At 75.3% G+C, this 19,129-nt stretch carries 19 protein-coding genes and 1 pseudogene; 10 read left to right on the top strand and 10 right to left on the bottom strand.

Annotated elements, in window-relative coordinates; translation table 11 throughout:
* On the bottom strand, nucleotides 1–1,113 hold the full coding sequence (locus ABD990_RS25500; protein WP_345383279.1) for a dipeptidase: 1,113 nt from the start codon (nucleotides 1,111–1,113) through the stop codon (nucleotides 1–3).
* A 47-nt stretch (nucleotides 1,114–1,160) separates the two neighbouring features.
* Between ABD990_RS25500 and ABD990_RS25495 the strand changes: the two genes are divergently transcribed.
* Entirely contained in the window at nucleotides 1,161–2,135 is a 975-nt protein-coding gene (locus ABD990_RS25495) for an NAD(+)/NADH kinase (protein ID WP_345383278.1), read from the top strand.
* On the opposite strand, the gene ABD990_RS25490 is transcribed toward ABD990_RS25495, so the two are convergent.
* The 3 genes from ABD990_RS25490 to ABD990_RS25480 all read right to left on the bottom strand — a co-directional run bounded on the left by ABD990_RS25490 (nucleotide 2,132) and on the right by ABD990_RS25480 (nucleotide 4,630).
* A complete protein-coding gene (locus tag ABD990_RS25490) occupies nucleotides 2,132–3,250 on the bottom strand; it encodes an NDMA-dependent alcohol dehydrogenase (RefSeq protein ID WP_345383277.1) in 1,119 nt (372 codons plus the stop codon). The two genes, ABD990_RS25495 and ABD990_RS25490, sit on opposite strands and share 4 nt — an antisense overlap.
* Before the next feature lie 194 nt (nucleotides 3,251–3,444).
* On the bottom strand, nucleotides 3,445–4,185 hold the full coding sequence (gene dprE2 / locus ABD990_RS25485; protein ID WP_345383276.1) for a decaprenylphospho-beta-D-erythro-pentofuranosid-2-ulose 2-reductase: 741 nt from the start codon (nucleotides 4,183–4,185) through the stop codon (nucleotides 3,445–3,447).
* 46 nt (nucleotides 4,186–4,231) lie between these two features.
* On the bottom strand, nucleotides 4,232–4,630 hold the full coding sequence (locus ABD990_RS25480; RefSeq protein WP_345383275.1) for a hypothetical protein: 399 nt from the start codon (nucleotides 4,628–4,630) through the stop codon (nucleotides 4,232–4,234).
* Between the two features lie 84 nt (nucleotides 4,631–4,714).
* Here ABD990_RS25480 and ABD990_RS25475 point away from each other — a divergent pair, with 84 nt between their 5' ends.
* Nucleotides 4,715–4,996 (top strand): MSMEG_0570 family nitrogen starvation response protein, encoded by a 282-nt coding sequence (locus ABD990_RS25475; protein ID WP_345383274.1) that lies wholly within the window; start codon nucleotides 4,715–4,717, stop codon nucleotides 4,994–4,996.
* 25 nt (nucleotides 4,997–5,021) lie between these two features.
* Nucleotides 5,022–5,873, top strand: coding sequence for a shikimate dehydrogenase (locus tag ABD990_RS25470; RefSeq protein WP_345383273.1), 852 nt, complete (start codon nucleotides 5,022–5,024; stop codon nucleotides 5,871–5,873).
* A 31-nt stretch (nucleotides 5,874–5,904) separates the two neighbouring features.
* On the opposite strand, the gene ABD990_RS25465 is transcribed toward ABD990_RS25470, so the two are convergent.
* Both ABD990_RS25465 and ABD990_RS25460 read right to left on the bottom strand, forming a co-directional pair.
* The gene (locus tag ABD990_RS25465; RefSeq protein ID WP_345383272.1) at nucleotides 5,905–7,212 is read right to left on the bottom strand and encodes an MFS transporter; all 1,308 of its coding nucleotides are present in this window, start codon (nucleotides 7,210–7,212) and stop codon (nucleotides 5,905–5,907) included.
* Complete coding sequence (locus tag ABD990_RS25460) at nucleotides 7,209–8,654, bottom strand: MBL fold metallo-hydrolase (RefSeq protein ID WP_345383271.1); 1,446 nt, start codon at nucleotides 8,652–8,654, stop codon at nucleotides 7,209–7,211. Before ABD990_RS25460 ends, ABD990_RS25465 begins: the two co-directional genes overlap by 4 nt.
* A 118-nt stretch (nucleotides 8,655–8,772) precedes the next feature.
* Between ABD990_RS25460 and ABD990_RS25455 the strand changes: the two genes are divergently transcribed.
* The 5 genes from ABD990_RS25455 (at nucleotide 8,773) to ABD990_RS25435 (ending at nucleotide 13,625) form a co-directional block, all read left to right on the top strand.
* Nucleotides 8,773–9,441 carry an ArsR/SmtB family transcription factor gene (locus ABD990_RS25455; protein ID WP_345383270.1) on the top strand — a complete coding sequence of 223 codons (669 nt, stop codon included), beginning with the start codon at nucleotides 8,773–8,775 and terminating at the stop codon, nucleotides 9,439–9,441.
* Nucleotides 9,442–9,539: 98 nt separating this feature from the next.
* Nucleotides 9,540–10,775, top strand: a complete 1,236-nt coding sequence (locus tag ABD990_RS25450; protein WP_425569660.1) for an MFS transporter — start codon at nucleotides 9,540–9,542, stop codon at nucleotides 10,773–10,775.
* A gap of 106 nt (nucleotides 10,776–10,881) precedes the next feature.
* Nucleotides 10,882–11,124 (top strand): DUF3253 domain-containing protein, encoded by a 243-nt coding sequence (locus ABD990_RS25445; protein ID WP_345383268.1) that lies wholly within the window; start codon nucleotides 10,882–10,884, stop codon nucleotides 11,122–11,124.
* A complete protein-coding gene (locus tag ABD990_RS25440) occupies nucleotides 11,125–11,934 on the top strand; it encodes a methyltransferase domain-containing protein (RefSeq protein ID WP_345383267.1) in 810 nt (269 codons plus the stop codon).
* A 104-nt stretch (nucleotides 11,935–12,038) separates the two neighbouring features.
* Entirely contained in the window at nucleotides 12,039–13,625 is a 1,587-nt protein-coding gene (locus ABD990_RS25435; protein WP_345383266.1) for a flavin-containing monooxygenase, read from the top strand.
* Here the strand turns inward: ABD990_RS25435 and ABD990_RS25430 are convergent.
* From ABD990_RS25430 to ABD990_RS25420, 3 genes and pseudogenes are all read right to left on the bottom strand, one after another.
* The gene (locus ABD990_RS25430; RefSeq protein ID WP_345383265.1) at nucleotides 13,592–14,167 is read right to left on the bottom strand and encodes a class I SAM-dependent methyltransferase; all 576 of its coding nucleotides are present in this window, start codon (nucleotides 14,165–14,167) and stop codon (nucleotides 13,592–13,594) included. The two genes, ABD990_RS25435 and ABD990_RS25430, sit on opposite strands and share 34 nt — an antisense overlap.
* Nucleotides 14,168–15,228: 1,061 nt before the next feature.
* Nucleotides 15,229–15,990: pseudogene (locus tag ABD990_RS25425) on the bottom strand (maleate cis-trans isomerase family protein); the annotation flags it as partial.
* Between the two features lie 88 nt (nucleotides 15,991–16,078).
* Entirely contained in the window at nucleotides 16,079–16,672 is a 594-nt protein-coding gene (locus ABD990_RS25420; RefSeq protein ID WP_345383264.1) for a sigma-70 family RNA polymerase sigma factor, read from the bottom strand.
* Between the two features lie 229 nt (nucleotides 16,673–16,901).
* Here ABD990_RS25420 and ABD990_RS25415 point away from each other — a divergent pair, with 229 nt between their 5' ends.
* On the top strand, nucleotides 16,902–17,564 hold the full coding sequence (locus tag ABD990_RS25415) for a DsbA family oxidoreductase (RefSeq protein WP_345383263.1): 663 nt from the start codon (nucleotides 16,902–16,904) through the stop codon (nucleotides 17,562–17,564).
* A gap of 38 nt (nucleotides 17,565–17,602) precedes the next feature.
* On the opposite strand, the gene ABD990_RS25410 is transcribed toward ABD990_RS25415, so the two are convergent.
* Nucleotides 17,603–18,535: an LLM class flavin-dependent oxidoreductase gene (locus tag ABD990_RS25410; protein WP_345383262.1), complete on the bottom strand. Its 933-nt coding sequence runs from the start codon at nucleotides 18,533–18,535 to the stop codon at nucleotides 17,603–17,605.
* Nucleotides 18,536–18,829: 294 nt separating this feature from the next.
* Here ABD990_RS25410 and ABD990_RS25405 point away from each other — a divergent pair, with 294 nt between their 5' ends.
* On the top strand, nucleotides 18,830–19,105 hold the full coding sequence (locus ABD990_RS25405; protein WP_345383261.1) for a hypothetical protein: 276 nt from the start codon (nucleotides 18,830–18,832) through the stop codon (nucleotides 19,103–19,105).
* The last annotated feature ends 24 nt before the right edge of the window (nucleotides 19,106–19,129 follow it).

Here is a 19,129-nt window from a genome sequence, read left to right as displayed (position 1 = left end):
TCAGGCCGCGGACGACCCGGCGACCTCGTCGATCGCGCGGAGCACCCGCAGCACGTTGCGGCCCGCCAGCTTCCCGCAGTCCGCGGCGCTCCAGCCCCGGGCGAGGAGGGCGTCGAACAGTCGCGGGTAGGCGCTCACGTCCTCCAGCCCGGCGGGCAGCTCGGCCACGCCGTCGTAGTCGCCGCCGATCCCGACGTGGTCGATCCCGGCGACCTCGCGCACGTGCTCGAGGTGGGCCACGACGTCGTCGAGCGTCGCCCCGGGCGGCGGCGGGCCGTCCCAGCTCGCCGCGAAGGCCTCCCGCGCCCTCAGGTCGCGGTGGTCCTGCCCGGCGGCGGCCATGGCGTCGGCGAGCCGTGCGTCCCACTCGGCCACGGCGCGCGAGACGAACCGCGGGACGAAGGTCACCATGCAGACGCCGCCGTTGGCGCGCAGGGACTCCAGGACGTCGTCGGGCACGTTGCGCGGGTGGTCGGTGACCGCGCGGGCCGACGAGTGGGTGAACAGCACGGGCGCGGTGGTGGTCTCCAGGGCCGCGTGCATGGTGGTGGTGGCGACGTGCGAGAGGTCGACGATCATGCCGATCCGGTTCATCTCGGCGACCACCTGCCGACCGAAGTCCGTCAGCCCGCCGTGCACCGGCTCGTCCGTCGCGGAGTCCGCCCACTCGGTGTTCAGGTTGTGCGTCAGGGTCATGTACCGGACGCCGGAGCGGCGCAGCGCCCGCAGGACCTGCAGCGATCCGCCGATGCTGTGCCCGCCCTCGGCCCCGAGCAGCGAGGCGATCCAGCCGTCCGCGACGGCGGCCTCCACCTCGTCGGCCGTGGTCACGACCCGCAGGTCCGCCGGGTAGGTGTCGGCCAGCCGGTACACGCGCTCGACCTGCTCGAGGACGGCGCGCACGGCGGCGTCGCCGGTGAAGGAGCAGGGCACGTAGACCGACCAGAACTGGCCGCCCACCTTCCCGGCGCGCAGCCGCGGCAGGTCGGTGTGCAGCCGCGGCTCGACCCGGGCGAGGTCGGGCTCGGGGTCGCCGAGGGTCCGCAGCGCCCACGGCAGGTCGTTGTGGCCGTCGATCAGCGGCGTGCCGGAGAGCAGGTCGGTGGCGTGCACAGCGGAGCAGTGTGCACCCGTGATCACGGACCGGCAGACTGGGCCGCGTGGACGGCTCCCCCGGCGTGGCCCGCGTGGCCCTGGTCCTGCATCCCCGCAACGACGTCACGGAGGTCGCCGAGCGCGTCGTCGAACTCGCCTCGGCGCGGGGCATCGAGGTCCTGGTGCGTGCCCCCGACGCGCGACGTGTGCCGGGCTCGGTGCCGGTCGGCACCGGCGAGCTCGCCGCCGAGGCCGACACAGTGATCAGCCTGGGTGGGGACGGCACGATGCTCGGCGCGCTGCGCCTGGTCGCCGACCGGCCCGTCCCGGTGCTCGGCGTGCACCTCGGCAACCTGGGCTTCCTGGTCGAGGTGCACCCCTCGGAGCTCGACTCGGCGCTGGCGCGGCTGCTCGCCAGGGACTTCGTGGAGGAGCCGCACGGCGCCCTGCGGATCACCGCGGGCGAGCGGCGGGCGGTCGCGTTCAACGACCTCGCGCTGGCCCGGCACCCGGGGCGCGGGACCGTCGACGCGTCCCTGGCCGTGAGCGGCCTGCGGTACGGCTACTACCGGTGCGACGCCCTGGTCGTCGCGACCCCGGCCGGCTCCTCGGCCTACAGCTACGCGGCGGGCGGCCCGCTGGTGTCGCCGTCGGTGGGCGGGATCGTGGTCACGCCGTCCGCGCCGATGTCGGGGATCTCGCGGCCGCTGGTGCTGTCCGAGGCGGACACGCTGCGGCTGGAGCTCAACCCGCGGTGCGGGGCGCTCGCCCTGGAGGCCGACGGGATCGGCCAGGGCGAGGTGGGGCCCGGCGACCGGGTGGACGTCGCCGTGCAGGCCGCCGCCGGGCGGGTGGTCCGGCTGGACCCGGACGTCCACGCCCAGCGCAGCCGGGTCAAGCTGAGCCTGCTGGACCTCCCGCTCCTCCCCGAGCAGCTGCGCGAGCTGCTGCCCGGGGAGGTGCGGGAACGGCTGGAGGCCCGCGGTGGGTCTCTCGCCCGGTGGACGACGCCCGGTGGACGTCCGGTGGACGACGCCTAGTAGACGATGACGCCGCGGATGTTCTTGCCGTCGTGCATGTCCTGGTAGCCCTGCTGGATCTCGTCGAGCGAGTAGGTCTTGGTGATCAGCTCGTCGAGCTTGAGGTGCCCCTGCTGGTACATCTCCAGCTGGCGCAGGATGCCGAAGCTCGGGGCCGAGGCACCGAACAGCGAGCCCTGCAGGCGCTTCTGGAACAGCGTGAGCTCGGAGATCGCGATCGGGACGCCGACCTCCTGGATGTTGCCCAGGCCGGTGACCACCGCGGTACCGGCCTTACGGATCGCGGCGAAGGCCTGCGCGACGTGCTCCGGCTTCGTCACGCCGACGGTCACGATCGCCGAGTCGGCGCCCTGCCCGTTGGTGAACTGCTTACCGAGCTCGGTGGCCTCCTCCATCGAGTCGACCGCGTGCGTGGCGCCCAGCTCCTGTGCCTTCTCACGCTTGAAGGCCACCGGGTCCACCGCAATGATGTTCGACGCTCCGGCGTGCTTCGCACCCTGCACGGCGTTGATCCCGATGCCGCCGATGCCCATGACGATCACGGTGTCGCCGGGCTTGACCTCGGCGGAGTTGACCGCCGAGCCCCAGCCTGTGCCGACCCCGCAGCCCACCAGGCAGGCCTTGTCCAGCGGGATGTCCTCGGGGACCTTCACGGCCGACTCGACCGCCACCGTGGTGGTCTCGCAGAAGGTCGAGATGCCGCACATCTGGCCGACGGGGTGGCCGTCCTCGAGGTGGAGCCGGAAGCTCTCGGGGTCGTCCCAGCGCGAGCCCTGCAGCAGGGTCGAGCCGAGGTCGCACAGGTTCTGCTGGCCGCTCGCGCACCAGCGGCAGCGGCCGCAGCCGGGCAGGAAGGAGAAGACGACGTGGTCGCCCTCCTTGAAGCCCCGGGTGCCCGGACCGACCTTGGTGACGATGCCGGCGCCCTCGTGGCCGCCGGCGAAGGGGTAGACGCCGACGGGGATGTCCCCGGTCGCCACGTGGTCGTCGGAGTGGCACATGCCGGACGCGACCATCTGGACCTGGATCTCGCCGCTCTGCGGGTCGTCGACCTCGAGGTTCACGACCTCGTACTTGCCCGGCGCCTGCCGGATGACTGCTCCGCGGGTCTGCACTTCGTGTTCCTCCTGGGACACCGTCGTCACATGGGGAGATGCGCACACGACCCTATGACCGGGCTCCGCAAAGTGGAAGGGGGAGGGCATCTCCCGTCACCGATCTGTCGACTGTCCGTGGTCGCGCTCCCGGCTCCCGCGAGTCGCGCCGTGGGCTCCCGCGACGCGCGCCGCGGGCTCCTGCGGATCGGGGGTCAGCGCGGCATGCGGCGCCAGAGCGCGCGGGGGGCGTGCCGGAGCAGCGCGAAGATCGGCTGCAGCACCCGCGGCACCCACACCTCGTCCCGCCCGCCCCGCAACGCCGCGACCGTGGCCTCGGCGACCTGGTCGGGGGTGCTGGAGAAGGGTGCGGGCCGCATGCCCTCGGTCATCCGCCCGATCACGAAGCCCGGCCGCACCAGCACCAGGCGGACCCCGGACCCGTGCAGCGCGTCGGCCAGGCCGGAGGCGAACCCGTCGAGCCCGGCCTTGGCGCTGCCGTAGACGTAGTTCGCGCGGCGCACCCGCGCGCCCGCCACGGACGAGAACACGACGATCGTGCCGCTCCCCCGCGCCCGCATGACCTGCGCGAGCTCGGTGAGGACCTGCACGTGCGCGACGTAGTCGGTGTGCACGATCTGCACCGCGTGCGTCGCCACGGCCTCGGCCCGCGCCTGGTCGCCGAGCAGCCCGAACGCGACGACGGCGAGATCGATCCCCCCGTGCCGGGCCGCGACGTCGTCGAGCAGCGGGCGGTGGGAGGCGAGGTCGTCGGCGTCGAACTCGACGCGCTCGACGTCCGCCCCCTGCTCCCGGACCGCCTTCTCCTCGGCGTCGAGGTCCGCGCTGCGGCGGGCGGCGAGGACCACGGTCGACGCCTCGCGCCCCGCCAGCCGCCGCGCCACCGCGACCCCGATCTCGCTCCGCCCACCCAGCACCAGCAGCGTCCCGGCCATGGGCGGGAGTCTGGCAGGGGACGTGGACCCGGAAGCGGACGGCCACTCAGTCGCCGAGCGAGAGCCCGAGGCCCGAGCGGAGCTCGTCTGCGGTGTAGGTCAGCGTGCCGCGGTGCGAGACCTCGACCTGGTAGAAGTCCTCGCCGGCCGGGACGTCCGGCACCGTGAAGGTGAAGTCGCAGGTCGTCGAGCTGGCCCGGCCGGCGGACAACGACCCGGTGGCGATCACCGCCCCGGTGGCGTTCGAGATCGTCACGCCCGTGCCGGCGTGGACGTCCGAGTAGCCGCCGCTGCCCGAGCAGGCAGAGCCGGCGCTGACGGTGCCGTAGCCGTAGTGGCCGTCGTCGACGAGCCGGAAGGTCCCGGTGGCGTCGATCGTCGACGCTCGCCGATGCCGCCGCGCCGATCTCGGACACCCGGCCCATCGCGACGCCGACTGGGCCATGAGCACCAGCGCCGCCCTTTCATCACGATGAGGTAGACCGCGCCGCGCAACACCGGCGCAACACGTCCCCCCTACCGTCGAGCCGTGCCCGAGGTGCTCTTCGACGTCCGCTGGCCGGACGGCTCCACGCAGTCCTTCTACTCCCCCTCGCTGATCGTGGAGGAGTACTTCCGCGCCGGCCACAGCTACCCGGTCGGCGACTTCGTGGACACCAGCCGCACCTGCATGCGGATCGCCGACCAGCGCGTCCGGCAGAAGTACGGGTTCGGGTGCGCGCAGTCCGTCGCGACCATGGCGGGCATCGAGCAGGCGGCGGCCCGGTTCGCCGCGGACGAGCACGTCACGCTGGAGGCGTTCCGGCGCTAGCCGGGCGCTGGACCATACTGGGCCGGTGACCGGCGAACGACGGGCCGCGGTGCTCGGCTCCCCCATCCGCCACTCGCTGTCCCCCGTGCTGCACCGCGCGGCCTACGCCGCGCTCGGTCTCGCCGGCTGGTGCTACACGGCGCACGAGGTCGACGAGGCGAGGCTGCCGGCGTTCGTCGACGGGCTCGACGGGACGTGGGCCGGGCTGTCCCTGACCATGCCGCTCAAGCGGGTCGCGCTGGAGGTCGCGGACCGGGTCAGCCCCCTCGCCGCCGCCACCGGTGCGGCGAACACGCTGGTCCTGGGGCCGGAGGGGCGGCTGGCGGACAACACGGACGTCGCCGGGATCGTGCGCGCGCTGCAGGGGGCAGGGGTCGCGGGCGTCGACCGGGCCGTCGTGCTGGGTGCCGGAGGTACCGCGCAGGCCGCGCTCGCGGCGCTGCGCGAGCTGGGCACGAAGGACCCCGTCGTCCTGGTGCGCGACGCCGCCCGTACCGGCGAGCTCGCGGCCGCCGCCGAGCGCCTCGAGGTCCAGCCTGAGGTCCGGGCCCTGCTCACCGGCGCGGACGCCGACCTCGCGGCGGCGTCGGGCGTGCTGACCGAGGCGGACGTCGTCGTCTCGACCCTGCCCGCCGGCGCGGCCGACGAGTTCGGCGGGCTGTGCTGGAACCCGGCCACCGTGGTGCTCGACGTGATCTACGCGCCCTGGCCGACCGCGCTCGGCGCGGGGGCGGCCGCGGCGGGCTGCCGGGTCGCGAGCGGTCTGGACATGCTGCTGCACCAGGCCGTCGCGCAGGTCGAGCTGATGACCGGCCGCCCCGGGCCGGTCGACGCGATGCGGACGGCCCTGGACGAGGCCGTCCTCGCCCGCTCCTGACGCGGGATCGAGCCCGGGGGCCGTGCCGGACTCACGAGCGGCGCGGCCCCGCCGATCGATCGCGGCCGTGCATCGCGACCTGGCTCCACACCGCGGAGGCGGCGGTGAGCGCGGCGGCGACGAGGACGGCGGCCTCGAGCGAGGCGAGGGCGGCGGTGAGGCCCCCGACGAGCGCCCCGACGGCGTAGCCGAGGTCGCGCCAGAAGCGGTAGCCGCCGAGGGCGGCGGCGCGGGCGACGGGGTGGACGCCGTCGCTGATCGCGGCGAGCAGGGCGGGATAGACGAGCGCGGTACCCACCCCGAGCAGGAACGACCCGACGATCCCGGCGAGGAAGGCCCGGGACAGGCCGAGCACGATGATCAGCAGCCCCACCGCCTGGATCGCCATGCCGGCGACGACGGGGATCTTGCGGCCGATCCGGTCGGCGAGATGGCCGGTGCCCAGCATGCCGACGGCCCACATGAACGGATAGAGGGCCTTGACGACGCCGACCCCGCCCACCGAGACCCCGGCCTGGACGAGCAGGACGGGGAGCAGGACCCAGGTCAGGCCGTCGTTGAGGTTGTTGACCAGGCCGGCCTGGCTGATCGAGGTCAGGTTCCGGTTGCGCCAGGTGAGCTCGGCGAACATCGTGCCGAGCCCCGGTGTGGCGGTCGCGCCGGACCGGCCACCGCGGTCCTGCTCGTCGTCACGCCGGCGGGCGTGGTGCTGGTCGGCCTCGAGCCTGGCGTGCGCGGTGGTGTCGCGGACCAGCGTGAGGGTGAGGCCGAGCCCGGCGACGGCGTAGGCCGCGCCGAGGAGCTCGGGCGCCGGCTGCAACCCGTAGGCGGTGGCGAGGTAGCCGGTGACCAGCGCGGTGACGGCGACGCCGAGGTAGCCGGCGGTCTCGTTGATCCCGAGGGCCAGACCCCGGCGCGCCGGGCCGACGAGGTCGATCTTCATGTTGACCGTCATGGACCAGGTGAGGCCCTGGTTCACGCCGAGCAGCACGTTCGCGGCGATCACCCACCACCAGTTCGGGGCGTAGGCCAGCAGCAACGGCACCGGCAGGCCGACGACCCACCCGGCGATCAGCACCTTCTTGCGGGTGTAGCGGCCGACGACCGCGCCGCCGACCAGGTTGGTCACGGCCTTGGTGAGCCCGAACGCCATCACGAACAGGGCGATCGTCAGGTCGCCGAGCCCGAAGACCTGCGCGCCCACGAGCGGGGTGACGGTGCGCTCGAGGCCGACCATGCCGCCGACCAGCAAATTCACCAGGGCGAGCAGCGTGAACTGGCCGAGGTTCTCGCGCAGCCCGAGCCGGACGGGCGGCGAGCCGACCCGCGGGGAGCTCACGGGTGCGCCTTCCCTCCGCCCCGCGCGGCCGGGTCCTGTGCTGGTGGGCCGGGGTCCGCGTCGGGGCCGGTGACCAGGGCCCGCCCCGTGGTGTCGGCCCAGTCCTGGGGCCCGCCGGTCACGACGGCGAGATCGCGGTGCCCGGCGCGCTCGAGCAGGCTGGCGGCGGTGGCGGCGCGTTCGCCGTGCCCGCACATCGCCGCGGTCGGCCCGAGGGCGAGCTCGGCGGCCCGGTCGGCGAGGGTGCCGAGCTCCACGTGGTGGGCGGCCGGCAGGTGCCCTGCGGTGTACTCGGCGGACTGGCGGACGTCGAGGACGTGGACGGCCTCGCCGTCGAGGTGGTCCGGGCGCAGGACGCGGATCCCGACGGTCCCGTACCCGGCGGCGGTCCAGGCGTCGAGGCCCCCGGCGAGCTCGCCCTCGATCCGTTCCACGCCGATGTTCAGCGCGGGCCAGACGATGTCGGCGGGGTCCTGGTCCGGGTTCCGCACCACGACGACGGCGCCGTCCGGCGGCGCGACCCAGCCCAGCCAGGTCGCGAACTGGGGGCGCAGCGCGAGGGACAGCGCACCCGGGACGTGGGCCGCGGCGTAGTCGGCGACCGGGCGGACGTCGACCAGCGTCGCGCCCCCGGCGCAGAGGCGCCGTACCTCGGGCGCCGACAGCGGGGCGAGAGCGCCGACGGAGGCCGTGTCGAGCACGGCCGGGCCCCGCCGGTTGATCTCACCCAGCCGGCGGAAGTAGGCGGGGTAGCTGCCCAGCGAGCCGAGCAGGGCGTCGACGAACCGCTGTTCCTCGCCGACGGCGAGCAGGGGGTTCGTGGCCAGCTCGTGGGCGACCGTCGAGGTGCGCTGCGCCCCGGGCGGGGCGGAGCAGAACGACCCGGCGCCGTGCGTGGGCCACACCGCGGTGGGCCCGGGTAGGGCGGCGAGCCGGCGCAGCGACGCGAACTGCGCGCGGGCCAGCTCGTCGGTGCGGTCCGGACCGAGCAGATCGGGCCGCGCGGCCGAGCCGACGATCAGCGATCCGCCGGTGAACACCCCGACCGGGCGGGCGCCGTCGGAGATCAGGAAGGACAGGTGCTCGTCGGTGTGCCCGGGGGTGGCCAGCGCGGTCAGCCCGAGTCCGCCGAGGTCGACCTCGTCGCCGTCGCGCAGCCCGCGGTGGGGGAACCGCCGGGCGCCCGCGGCCGACGCGAGCACGGTCGCCTGCTCGTCGTGGGCGAGCTGCACCGCGCCGGTGAGGAAGTCGGCGTGCAGGTGCGTGTCGGCCGCGAACCGGATCCGCAGCCCCTCGGCGCGGGCCCGGGCGAGCACCGCGCGGAGGTCCCGCGGCGGGTCGACCACCAGCGCCGACCCGTCGCCCAGATCGAGCAGGTAGCTGGAGTTGCCCAGCCCCTCGTCGACGACGGCGTGCAGCTGTACCTGTGCGGGCGTGACCATCGCTCCTGCGCCCCTCCCCGGCGGACCGCTCGTGCCTCGGGGTCGACGGGCCGGGCGACGCTCCGGCCCACCGACGGTCCGTGATGCTACGGTATTCCATGGATTTATGGAGGATGTGATGGCGGAGGAATCGGCGAAGGGCACGCTGTTCGCCCAGCTCGCCCGGATCGGCAAGGCGCTCGGCAACGGCACGCGGCTCGAGCTGCTGGACCTGCTCACCCAGGGCCCGCGCAGCGTCGCCGACCTCGCCGGGACGGCCCGGCTGGGCCTGACGACGGCGTCCGCGCACCTGCAGGCGCTCAAGCGGGCCGGGCTCGTGACGGCGACCCGGCACGGCACGACGATCGAGTACGCGCTGGCCGGCGAGGACGTCGCGGCGCTGTGGCTGCGGCTGCGGGAGGTGGCCGACGCCCGGCTCGCGGACGTCGGATCGGCCACCCGGAGCTACCTCGGCCCCGACGACACCGAGGAGATCACCCGCGAGGAGCTGCTGCGCCGGGTCGCCGACGGCCGGGCGGTGGTCCTGGACGTGCGGCCCGGGCCGGAGTTCGCCGCGGGGCACATCCCGGGTGCGGTGTCGATCCCGATCGACGAGCTCGCCGACCGGCTCGAGGAGATCCCTGCGGACCAGGAGATCGTCGCCTACTGTCGCGGCGCCCTGTGCGTGTTCTCCCACGACGCCGTCCGGCTGCTCGCGGGTCACGGCCGGCGCGCGGTGCGGCTGACCGAGGGCTTCCTGGAGTGGCGCCTCGCCGGGCAGCCCGTCACCGCCGGGGCGGCCCGGTGACCGGCTCCCGGGCCCAGGACCCCGCGCCCGAGCCGACCCGGGGACGAGGTCCCGCCGCCGAGGAGGCCGAGCCACCGGAGCAGCGGCACATCCTCCGCGTGCTCGTCCTGGCCCAGGTCCTCAGCGGCGCCGGTCTCGCCGCCGGGATCACCGTCGGAGCCCTCCTGGCCCAGGACATGCTCGACACGACCAGCCTGGCCGGGCTACCCGCCGCGCTGTTCACGATCGGCTCGGCCGCGGCGGCCGCCGGCGTGGGCCGGCTGTCGCAGCGGTTCGGCCGGCGGCCCGGCCTTGCCGTCGGGTATGCGGTCGGCGCCGCGGGCAGCGCCGGGGTCGTCCTCGCCGCCGTCGCGGACAGCGTGCCGCTGCTGTTCGCGGCGCTGTTCGTCTACGGCGCCGGCACCGCGACCAACCTGCAGGCCCGCTACGCCGGCGCGGACCTCGCCGCTCCGGCGCACCGGGGCCGGGCGGTCAGCACCGTCCTCGTCGCGACCACCCTCGGCGGGGTGCTCGGGCCGACCCTGGTCTCCCCCTCGGGCCGGGTCGCCGCGGCGTGGGGCATCCCGCCGCTGGCCGGCCCGTTCCTGCTCTCCGGGGCCGCCTACCTCCTCGCCGCGCTCGTCCTCGGCGTGCTGCTGCGCCCCGATCCGCTCCGCCTGGCCCGCGAACTCGCCGCCCGGGCCGCGGGGGTCGGGAGCGCGGCCCCGGATGCGTCGACCGCCTCGACGCGGGCGCCTGCGGCCGGCCCGGGGCGCGGCCGGTCGGACGGGGTCGCCCTGGGCGCCGCGGTCATGGTGCTCACCCAACTGGTGATGGTCGCGATCATGACGATGACCCCGGTGCACATGACCGCGCACGGCCACGGGGTCGGCGCGGCCGGAGCCGTGATCGCCGTGCACGTCGCCGCCATGTACCTGCCCTCACCGCTCAGCGGCCGGATCGTCGACCGGTACGGACGCGTCCCCGTCGCGGCGCTGTCCGGGTTCACCCTGCTCGCCGCCGGGCTCCTCGCCGCGACGGCACCCGCGGACTCCGTCGTCCTGCTCGCCGTCGCCCTCGCCCTGCTGGGTCTGGGCTGGAACTTCGGGCTGGTGAGCGGGACCGCGATCGTCACCGACGCCGTGCCCCTCGAGCGGCGGGCCACCACGCAGGGGACCGTCGACGTCGGCATCGCCGCCGCCGGCGCGGGCGGAGGGCTGGCCTCCGGGGCCGTCGTCGCCGCGACCGGCTATCCCGCCCTCGCCCTCGTCGGCGGGATCGTGGCCCTGGCGATCGTCCCGATCGTCGCCGCCGGCTCGCGTGCCCGCCGCCGCGCGATCGCGGAGACCGGCTGAGCGCACGCCGCATCCCGGTGCCCGCTCCTGAGCGCACCGGGGATCCCGACGCGCCCGGTACCGCTCCTGGGCGCACCATGGATCCAGAACGCGTAGGAGGGGGAGCATGGGCGTCGAGCGGGAGCTGGAGAGGGCGATCGAGGAGTTGCTCGCCGCCCGCTCCGGCACCATCTGCCCGTCCGACGCCGCCCGTCGCGTCTCGTCCGACGGCTGGCGGGACCTGATGGAACCCGCCCGCGCCGCCGCCCGCCGCCTCGTCGCGCAGGGAAAGGTCGAGATCACGCAGCGCGGCGAGGTCGTCGACCCGGACAGTGCCCGCGGGCCGATCCGGATCCGTAGGGTCCGCTGAGTGAGCGACACCTACACACACGGCCACCACGACTCGGTCCTGCGCTCGCACCGCAACCGGACCGTGGAGAACTCGGCCGCCTACCTCGCGCCGCTGCTCCGGCCCGGGCTCGACCTGCTCGACGTCGGCTGCGGGCCCGGCACCATCACGCACGACCTGGCGGCGCGCGTGGCGCCGGGCCGGGTCCGCGGGATCGACGTCGTCGAGGAGCCGCTGGTCGAGGCACGCGCGGCCGGCGACGGCGTCGAGGCCGGCGCCGAGCACAGGGTCGAGTTCGCGGTCGACGACGTGTACGGGCTCACCGATCCCGACGACTCCTACGACGTCGTGCACGCCCACCAGGTCCTGCAGCACCTCTCCGACCCGGTCGCCGCGCTGCGCGAGATGCGCCGGGTCGCCCGGCCGGGCGGGGTCGTCGCCGCCCGGGACGCCGACTACGCGGCCTTCACCTGGTTCCCGCACGACGAGCGGCTCGACGCCTGGCTCGCCCTCTACCGCGCCGTCGCGCACGGCAACCACGCCGAGCCCGACGCCGGCCGCCGCCTGCTCGCCTGGGCCCGCGCGGCCGGGTTCACCGAGATCACCCCGTCCGCCTCGGTCTGGTGCTATGCCACCCCGGAGACCCGCGCCTGGTGGGGCGGGCTGTGGGCGGAGCGGATCGTGTCGTCGTCGATCGCGGGGCAGGCGGTGGAGCGGGGGCTCGCGACCCGCTCCGATCTGGAGGAGATGTCCGCGGCCTGGCGGGACTGGGCCGCGCACGACGACGGGTGGTTCCTCGTCCCCCACGGCGAGATCCTCGCAAGGGCCTGAGCATTTCCTGAACGACCGTTCGGCGACTCGTGCTGAACGAACGCTCAGCCTTCCACGGCGTAATCCTGCACGCTGAGGTGACCCGCCGACACGAGGGAGTGCTGATGGTCGACACCGACGTCGTCATCGTGGGGGCCGGGTTCGCCGGCCTGTACCAGCTGCACCGGGTGCGCGGGCTCGGGCTGCGCGCGCGGGTGTTCGAGGCCGGCAGCGGCGTGGGGGGCACCTGGTACTGGAACCGCTACCCCGGCGCGCGCTGCGACGTCGAGAGCCTCGAGTACTCCTACTCCTTCTCCCCCGAGCTGGAGCAGGAGTGGGAGTGGACCGAGCGCTACCCCGGCCAGCCGGAGATCCTCCGCTACGCCGAGCACGTCGCCGACCGCTTCGACCTGCGCCGCGACATCACCTTCGACACCCGGGTCACCCACGCCACCTGGTGCGACGACCACTGGGAGATCCGCACGGACGGCGGCGAGGAGCTCACCGCGACCTACTGCGTGTTCGCCACGGGCTGCCTGTCCATGCCGAAGGAGCCGGACCTGCCCGGCGTCGGGACCTTCGCCGGCCCGACGTACTCCACCTCGCGCTGGCCCCACGAGGGCGTCGACTTCACCGGACGCCGGGTCGTCGTGATCGGCACCGGATCGTCGGCCGTGCAGTCCATCCCCGTCATCGCGACGCAGGCCGCGCAGCTGACTGTCTACCAGCGCACCGCCAACTACGTCGTCCCCGCGCGCAACGCCCCGATGGACCCGGCGGCGCAGGCCGCGCGCAAGGCGGACTACCCCCGCTTCCGGAAGGAGGCCCGCGAGTCCCTCGGCGGCCTGCTCGGCACCCCCTCCGAGGTCTCGGCGCTCTCGGTGACACCCGAGGAGCGCACCGCGGCGTTCGACAAGGCCTGGGCGACGGGCGGGCTCGGGTCGTTCCGGCAGACCTTCGGCGACCTCGCGCTCACCCTGGAGGCCAACGACACCGTCGCCGACTACATCCGCGGCAGGATCCGCGAGATCGTCGCCGACCCGGAGACGGCCGACGCCCTCGGGCCGAAGGACCACCCCTTCGGCACCAAGCGCCCGTGCCTCGACACCGGGTACTTCGAGACCTACAACCTCCCGCACGTCCGGCTCGTCGACCTGCGGAAGACGCCGATCGTCGCGATCGAGCCGGCCGGCGTCCGCACCACCGAGGAGCTGGTCGAGGTCGACGACCTGGTCCTCGCCACCGGGTTCGACGCCATGACCGGTGCGCTGCTCGCGGTCGACATCCGCGGCCGGGACGGCGTGCGGCTGCGCGACGCATGGGCGGACGGGCCGCGCACCTACCTGGGACTGGGCGTCGCCGGCTTCCCGAACCTGTTCACCGTCACCGGGCCGGGCAGCCCGTCGGTGCTGTCGAACATGCTGGTGTCCATCGAGCAGCACGTGGACTGGATCACCGACTGCCTCGCCGCGCTCGCCGGCCGCACGATCGAGGCCGAGGAGCAGGCGCAGGAGCAGTGGACCGCGCACGTCGCCGAGGTCGGCGCGCAGACCCTGATGCACCGGGCGGACTCGTGGTACCTGGGCGCCAACGTGCCGGGCAAGCCGCGGGTCCTGCTCCCGTACGTCGGTGGGGTGGGCACGTACCGGACGATCTGCGACGGCGTGGCCGCCAGGGGTTACGAGGGCTTCCGGCTGACCGAGACCGCGTAGCCGCCACCGGTGTAGGGCTCGCGGTCCCAGGTCGCGAAGCGGTCCTCGACCGCGAGCCCGGCGTCCGTGCACCAGGCGTCGTACTCGTCGAGCCCGGGCCAGCCCACCTGCAGGGTGAACCCGGCGATCAGCCGGCCGCCCGGCGCGAGGTGCCGGGCGCTCCCGGCGATGACCCCGGCCCGCTCCCGCGCGTAGGGGATGACGTTGCCGGCCAGCACGACGACGTCGAACCGCTCCTCGATCGCCAGGTCCTCGAGCCCGCACTGGATCCAGCGCAGCTCGGGCGCCCTCGAGCGGGCGGCGGCGATCATGTCCGGGTCGGGGTCGACGCCGATCACCGCGACCCCGCGGCGGGCCAGCTCGATCCCGACGCGCCCGGTGCCGCAGCCGCCGTCGAGCACCGACGCCGGCGAGTAGGCGGCGACGAGATCGGCCTCGCCGTGGACGTTCTTCCCGGCGGCGGCCAACGCGTCCCAGCGCGCGTCGTACCCGCCGACGTCGATCGTGTCCTTCCACTGGGACCAGTTTTCGGGGAGTGGCACACCCTCACCCTAGGACGCGGTCACACGAGGGCGCGCGCCGCGAGGCGCTTGCGCAGCCACCGCCCGAGCCGCATCCCGCGGTAGTGCGGGTGCACGAGCAGGACGGTCTCCGCGCGGTCGAGGTCCCGACGGCCCCGGTCGCGCGGAGTGCGCTCCTCGTCGTGCCCCGGTGCCGACCCCTCCAGCACGGCACCGAGCCCGACGAGCGTGCCCGCCTCGTCGCGCACCACGAGGGCGGGGCCCCGGGGCGTGATCAGGAGCTGGCGCAGCTCGCGGTCGGTCCAGCTGGCGGTGTAGCTCTCCGCCGGCCGCGCGGCCAGGCAGGCGCAGAGCAGGTCCTCGACCGCGCCCACCTCGTCCCCGGTGGCGGGCTCGGCGACGAGCTCGTCGCCGGAGAGCAGGACGATGTCCCAGCGCGGCCGGACGGGCTCGAGGTCCGCCGCGCGCAGGAAGGCCTCCGCGCGGGCCTGCTCGGTGACCGTGAACGGCGCCCAGTCGCGCATCGCGACCAGCCAGCCGCCGCTCGGCGCGGGCACCGCGAGGACGTGCGGGTGGTGCGGGGGCTCGCTCGGCCGGAGCCGGACCTCGTCGGCGTGGACGAGCGCGCCCAGACCCCGGGCCAGCGCGGAGTCGTCCCCCGCGGCGGCGCCGCCGACGGCCTGCACGGCGAGGTCGAGGGCGCGGGTCGGTGCGTCGACCAGGTCGTGCGGGTCGGCGGGGGTGACGAGGACGGCGCCCGGGTCCTGCGTGCCGAGCCCCTCCCGGATGGCCCGGGCCAGTTCGTCGGCGCTGCGCGCGGACCCGACGAACATCTCGTCGACCACCGAGCGCGAGTCCTGCCCGTGCACCGCGAGCCCGAGGATGTTGCCCTCGGCGCGGGCGACGGCCCCGGTGAGCCGGGCGAGCGCGCCGGACTCGTCGGGCAGCCGCACGCGGACCTTGTGCAGCACCTGCGGGTCCTCCGGTCCGCCGCCCCGGCCACCCGGCTCCTCGTCGTGGGTCGGCTGGTCGGGCACCACGCGCAGGTGCGGCGGCGGCACGGAGCCCGCGGTCCCGTGGATCAGCGACTGGCCCGGTCCGACGGCGCGGTGCCCGACCGCCCGCAGCGCGGCCCACATCGTCACCTGGTTCGCGGTGATCACCGGCTTGCCGAGCAGGCGCTCCAGCGGGGCGATCACGTCGTACGTGGACAGGTTGGTGCAGCTGATGAACACGGCCTCGGCCTCGGGCCGGTCGGCGGCGCGCACCGCGCGCACGACCTCCTCGTAGGACACCCGCCAGATCTGGCCGAGCAGCCCCAGCCCGACACTCGCCACCGTCACGATCCCGTGCGCGGCGAGGAACTCCTCGAGCCGACGGGTGAGGTCGTCCACATAGGGCGTGACGACGGCGACTCGGCGCGCGTCGAGCGACCGCAGGCCCTCGACCAGGGCCCCGGCCGTGGTGAGCGCGTGCGGCGCGCCCGCCTCGCGGATCACCCCGGTCAGCGCGATCTCGCCCGCCGCCCCGTCGACGAAGCTGCCCGAGGTGCAGGCGTAGGCGACCACGCCGGGCTCGGGGACCAGGACGTCCCGAGTGGCCCGCCGGACCGGCTCGGGGTCCGAGATCGCCCGCGCCATCTCCGCGGTGACCGGCGACGGCACGAACGGGGTGCGCGTGACGTGCAGGGCGGCGTCGTCCGGCACCCAGCGCCAGAGCTCGCGGTCCAGCGCGAAGTCGAACGGCACGATCACACCGACCCCGGAGGTCGGCGACGGGCCGGCCGCGGCCAGGGCGTCCGCGTGCTCCCGACCACCCACCGGCTCCCCGAGGCTCTCCTGCATACCGCCACGGTGGATCTCCCGTGTGTCCGACCCGGATCCGGCGCGTTACCGGGAGGTAAGGGGGCCGGACATCACGGCGGGTCGCAGGTCAACGGCGTGCGATGTCCGCGGTGCCGGGGGCGATCCCGGTCTCCTCGGCGTGCCGGCGCAGCGCGTTCAGCGACCGGTGCTGCATCGCCCGGACGGCGCCCGGGGTGCTGCCGACGACGGCCGCGGTCTCGTCCGCGGACAGGCCGAGGGCGACCCGCAGCACCAGGACCTCGCGGGCGGTCGGGCTCAGCCGGTCCAGGGCGGGCCGCAGCCGCGCGACGTCGTCGTGCACCAGGGCCTGCTCCTCCGGCCCGGCCGCGCGGTCCGGGCGGTCCGGGACGAGGTCGGCGAGCACGGGGCTGCGCGCCGCGGCGCGGTAGGCGTCGCCCACCTCGTGCACGGCGATCCGGTGCACCAGCGCGAGGAACGGCAGCCCGCGGTCCTCGTACCGGGGCAGCGCGCCGAGCACGCCGATGCAGACCTGCTGGGCGAGGTCCTCGGCCGTCACCCCCGGGAGCACCGTCGTCATGCGGGCGCGGCAGTAGCGCAGCGCGAAGGGCCGCACGAGCCGCAGGACCTCCTCGATCGCCGCCGGGTCCCCCGCCGACGCCCGCGCCACCGTCGCCCGGTCCGGCCCGCCCGGTGGTCGCACCCCCGGCGTGTCCTCCCCCGCCGCGCCCGCCGCCGCGGCACCGGTCCCTGCTGCGCTCGTCCCCGCCGCGCTCCTCCCCGCCGCGCGCGCGCCACTCCCCCGTCTGCTCCCCCTCAGCACCACCCCTCGACCTTGGCCCGGATCGCCTGCCGGGCGGTAGGACGGCGCTGAGAGGACCCTGTGAGCCGGACGGAGGAATCGGGTTGACGCGTCCGGGGTTGGGCGAGGGGTGAAGGTCGAGATCTGGTCCGACGTCGTCTGCCCGTGGTGCGCCCTGGGCCGGCGCCGATTCGCCGCCGCGCTCGCGCGCTTCCCGCACACCGCGGAGGTCGAGGTGCGCTACCGCAGCTTCGAGCTGGACCCGGGGGCGCCCCGGCGGCACGAGGGCGACCGCGAGGAGCGGCTCGCCGCGAAGTTCGGCAGCGACCGCGCACAGGTCCGTGCGATGCACGACCGGATGACCGCGATGGGCGCGGCCGAGGGCGTGGAGTTCCGGTTCGAGCAGGCGCAGGACGGCTCGACGGTCGACGCGCACCGCCTGCTGCACCTGGCCTGGGCCGAGGGCGGACCCGCGCTGCAGGAGGCGCTGAAGGAGCGTCTGCAGCAGGGGTACTTCGCCGAGGGCGAGCCGATCGGGGAGCCGGAGGCGCTGCGCCGCCTCGCCGTCGACGCGGGGCTGTCCGCGGAGGCCGTCGAGCGCGTGCTCGGGTCGGACGAGTACCTCGACGCGGTTCGCGCCGACGAGGAGCAGGCCCGCCGCCACGGCATCACCGGCGTTCCCTTCTTCGTGGTCGACGCGACCTACGGCGCCTCCGGCGCCCAGCCCGCCGACGCCCTCCTGCAGCTGCTGGAGAAGGCGTGGGAGGAGGGGCACGCGGCCCGCTCCGCCTGAGCGTCGGGGTGATCGGGGTGTGCGCGTGTTCTGTCCGGTCAGGTCGGCAGGAGTGCATCCAGGACGGCGAGGGCGGCGTCCGGGCCGACCGGTGGCACGAGGATCGGCAGCTCCACCCCGGCCTCGCGGTAGCGCGCCAACCGCTCCCGGCACCGCGACACCGGCCCCAGCAGGCAGAAGGAGTCGAGGAGGCGGTCGCTGAGGGCGGCCCCGCCCTCACCGGCGGCCATCCGGTCGGCCTCCTCGACGAACCCCTCGGCGCGCCACATGCGGCGGAAGAACGGGAAGGTCGTGTAGAGCGCGAGGTTCTGCCGGGCGAGGTCCCGCAGGGCGGGCAGGTCCTCGCCCACGTAGACCGGGATCCCGAGCGTCACCTCGAGGTGCCCGAGCTGTGGGGCCCGGCGGCGTCCGCGGTCGATCACCTCGCGGCTGCGCTCCACCCGCTCCGGCGACCAGAACGTCGGCATGATCCCGTCCGCGTTCTCGGCGGCCCGCTCCACGGCCCGCATCCCGAGCGTCGCGTGGTGGACCGGCACGGCGACCGGCGCCGGTTGCTGCGGCAGGTGCGTGACCGGGCCCTTCCCGGCCAGCCAGTCCCGCAGCTCCGCGGTGTACCGCACCAGGTCGCCGGCCGGGTCGGCCATGGCGATGCCGAGCGCGGCGTTGACCGGCTGGTGGCTCACGCCCAGCCCGAGCACGAAGCGGCCGCCCGTGTCGTCGGCGAGCAGCGCGGCGCCCTTCGCGAGCGTGAACGAGTGGCGCAGGTAGATGTCGGCCACCCACGTGCCGACCCGGATCCGGCTCGTCGCACCGCCCATCACCGCGACCGTGGCGAGCGAGTCGCTGTTGACCTCGGTGCTCAGCACGGCCGAGAAGCCCGCGTCCTCCGCGGCGCGCGCCACGGTGCGCACGTCGGCGGCCCGCCAGCCCGCGCCCGGGATCACCGCCACCCCGATCGGCTCCGTCGCCATGCCCCGATCGTCCCGCCGGCGAGGTGGACCCGGCCATACGCGGACCTGCGTACCCGGCCGTCGACGTCGGGGGTCGGGGTGCGGATCCCCGGACGACGCGGACGGCCCGGGCCCAACGGCTCTTCTCGGCCGGATCGGCTCACCGGAGCCTGGCCGACGGAGGTACCGGATGGCCAGTGGCAACCGCGCTCGGTCGATCGAGTGGCCGTACGCGCTGAAGCGGCGGATGTACCGGGGCGGGCGCCCGGGCCGGCTCGCACGGGCGATGAACCATGTGGCGGCCGCGACCACCTGGTGTCCCTGGCGGGCGAGTCGGAATGGGTGCGCAACCTGCGCGCGGCCGGGGGCGAGGCCGTGCTCCGGCACGGCGACGCCCGACGGGTGCGGCTGACCCCGGTGGCGGTGCCCGACCGCGCGCCGATCCTGCACGCGTTCCTGCAGCGTCGCGCGCTGACCCGCTCCCCCGCGCGGGCGGCTCGGTACTACTTCGGGCTGCCGCCCCACCCGTCGGTCGAGCAACTCGCGCCCCTGGCCGAGCGCTACCCCGTCTTCGCGGTCCAGGACGCGTGACCGCCTGCCGGACAGGCGGGCGAC

Source organism: Pseudonocardia yuanmonensis, assembly GCF_039542425.1.
GTDB lineage: Bacteria > Actinomycetota > Actinomycetes > Mycobacteriales > Pseudonocardiaceae > Pseudonocardia > Pseudonocardia yuanmonensis.
This window is presented reverse-complemented; position numbering and strand designations above follow the sequence as displayed.

Coding starts and splice junctions, on each gene's coding strand:
- dprE2 (WP_345383276.1), bottom strand. CDS start 4,185: ATGGCCGGGACGCTGCTGGTGCTGGGTGGGCGGAGCGAGATCGGGGTC.
- ABD990_RS25480 (WP_345383275.1), bottom strand. CDS start 4,630: ATGGCCCAGTCGGCGTCGCGATGGGCCGGGTGTCCGAGATCGGCGCGG.
- ABD990_RS25460 (WP_345383271.1), bottom strand. CDS start 8,654: ATGGTCACGCCCGCACAGGTACAGCTGCACGCCGTCGTCGACGAGGGG.
- ABD990_RS25455 (WP_345383270.1), top strand. CDS start 8,773: ATGGCGGAGGAATCGGCGAAGGGCACGCTGTTCGCCCAGCTCGCCCGG.
- ABD990_RS25445 (WP_345383268.1), top strand. CDS start 10,882: ATGGGCGTCGAGCGGGAGCTGGAGAGGGCGATCGAGGAGTTGCTCGCC.
- ABD990_RS25435 (WP_345383266.1), top strand. CDS start 12,039: ATGGTCGACACCGACGTCGTCATCGTGGGGGCCGGGTTCGCCGGCCTG.
- ABD990_RS25410 (WP_345383262.1), bottom strand. CDS start 18,535: ATGGCGACGGAGCCGATCGGGGTGGCGGTGATCCCGGGCGCGGGCTGG.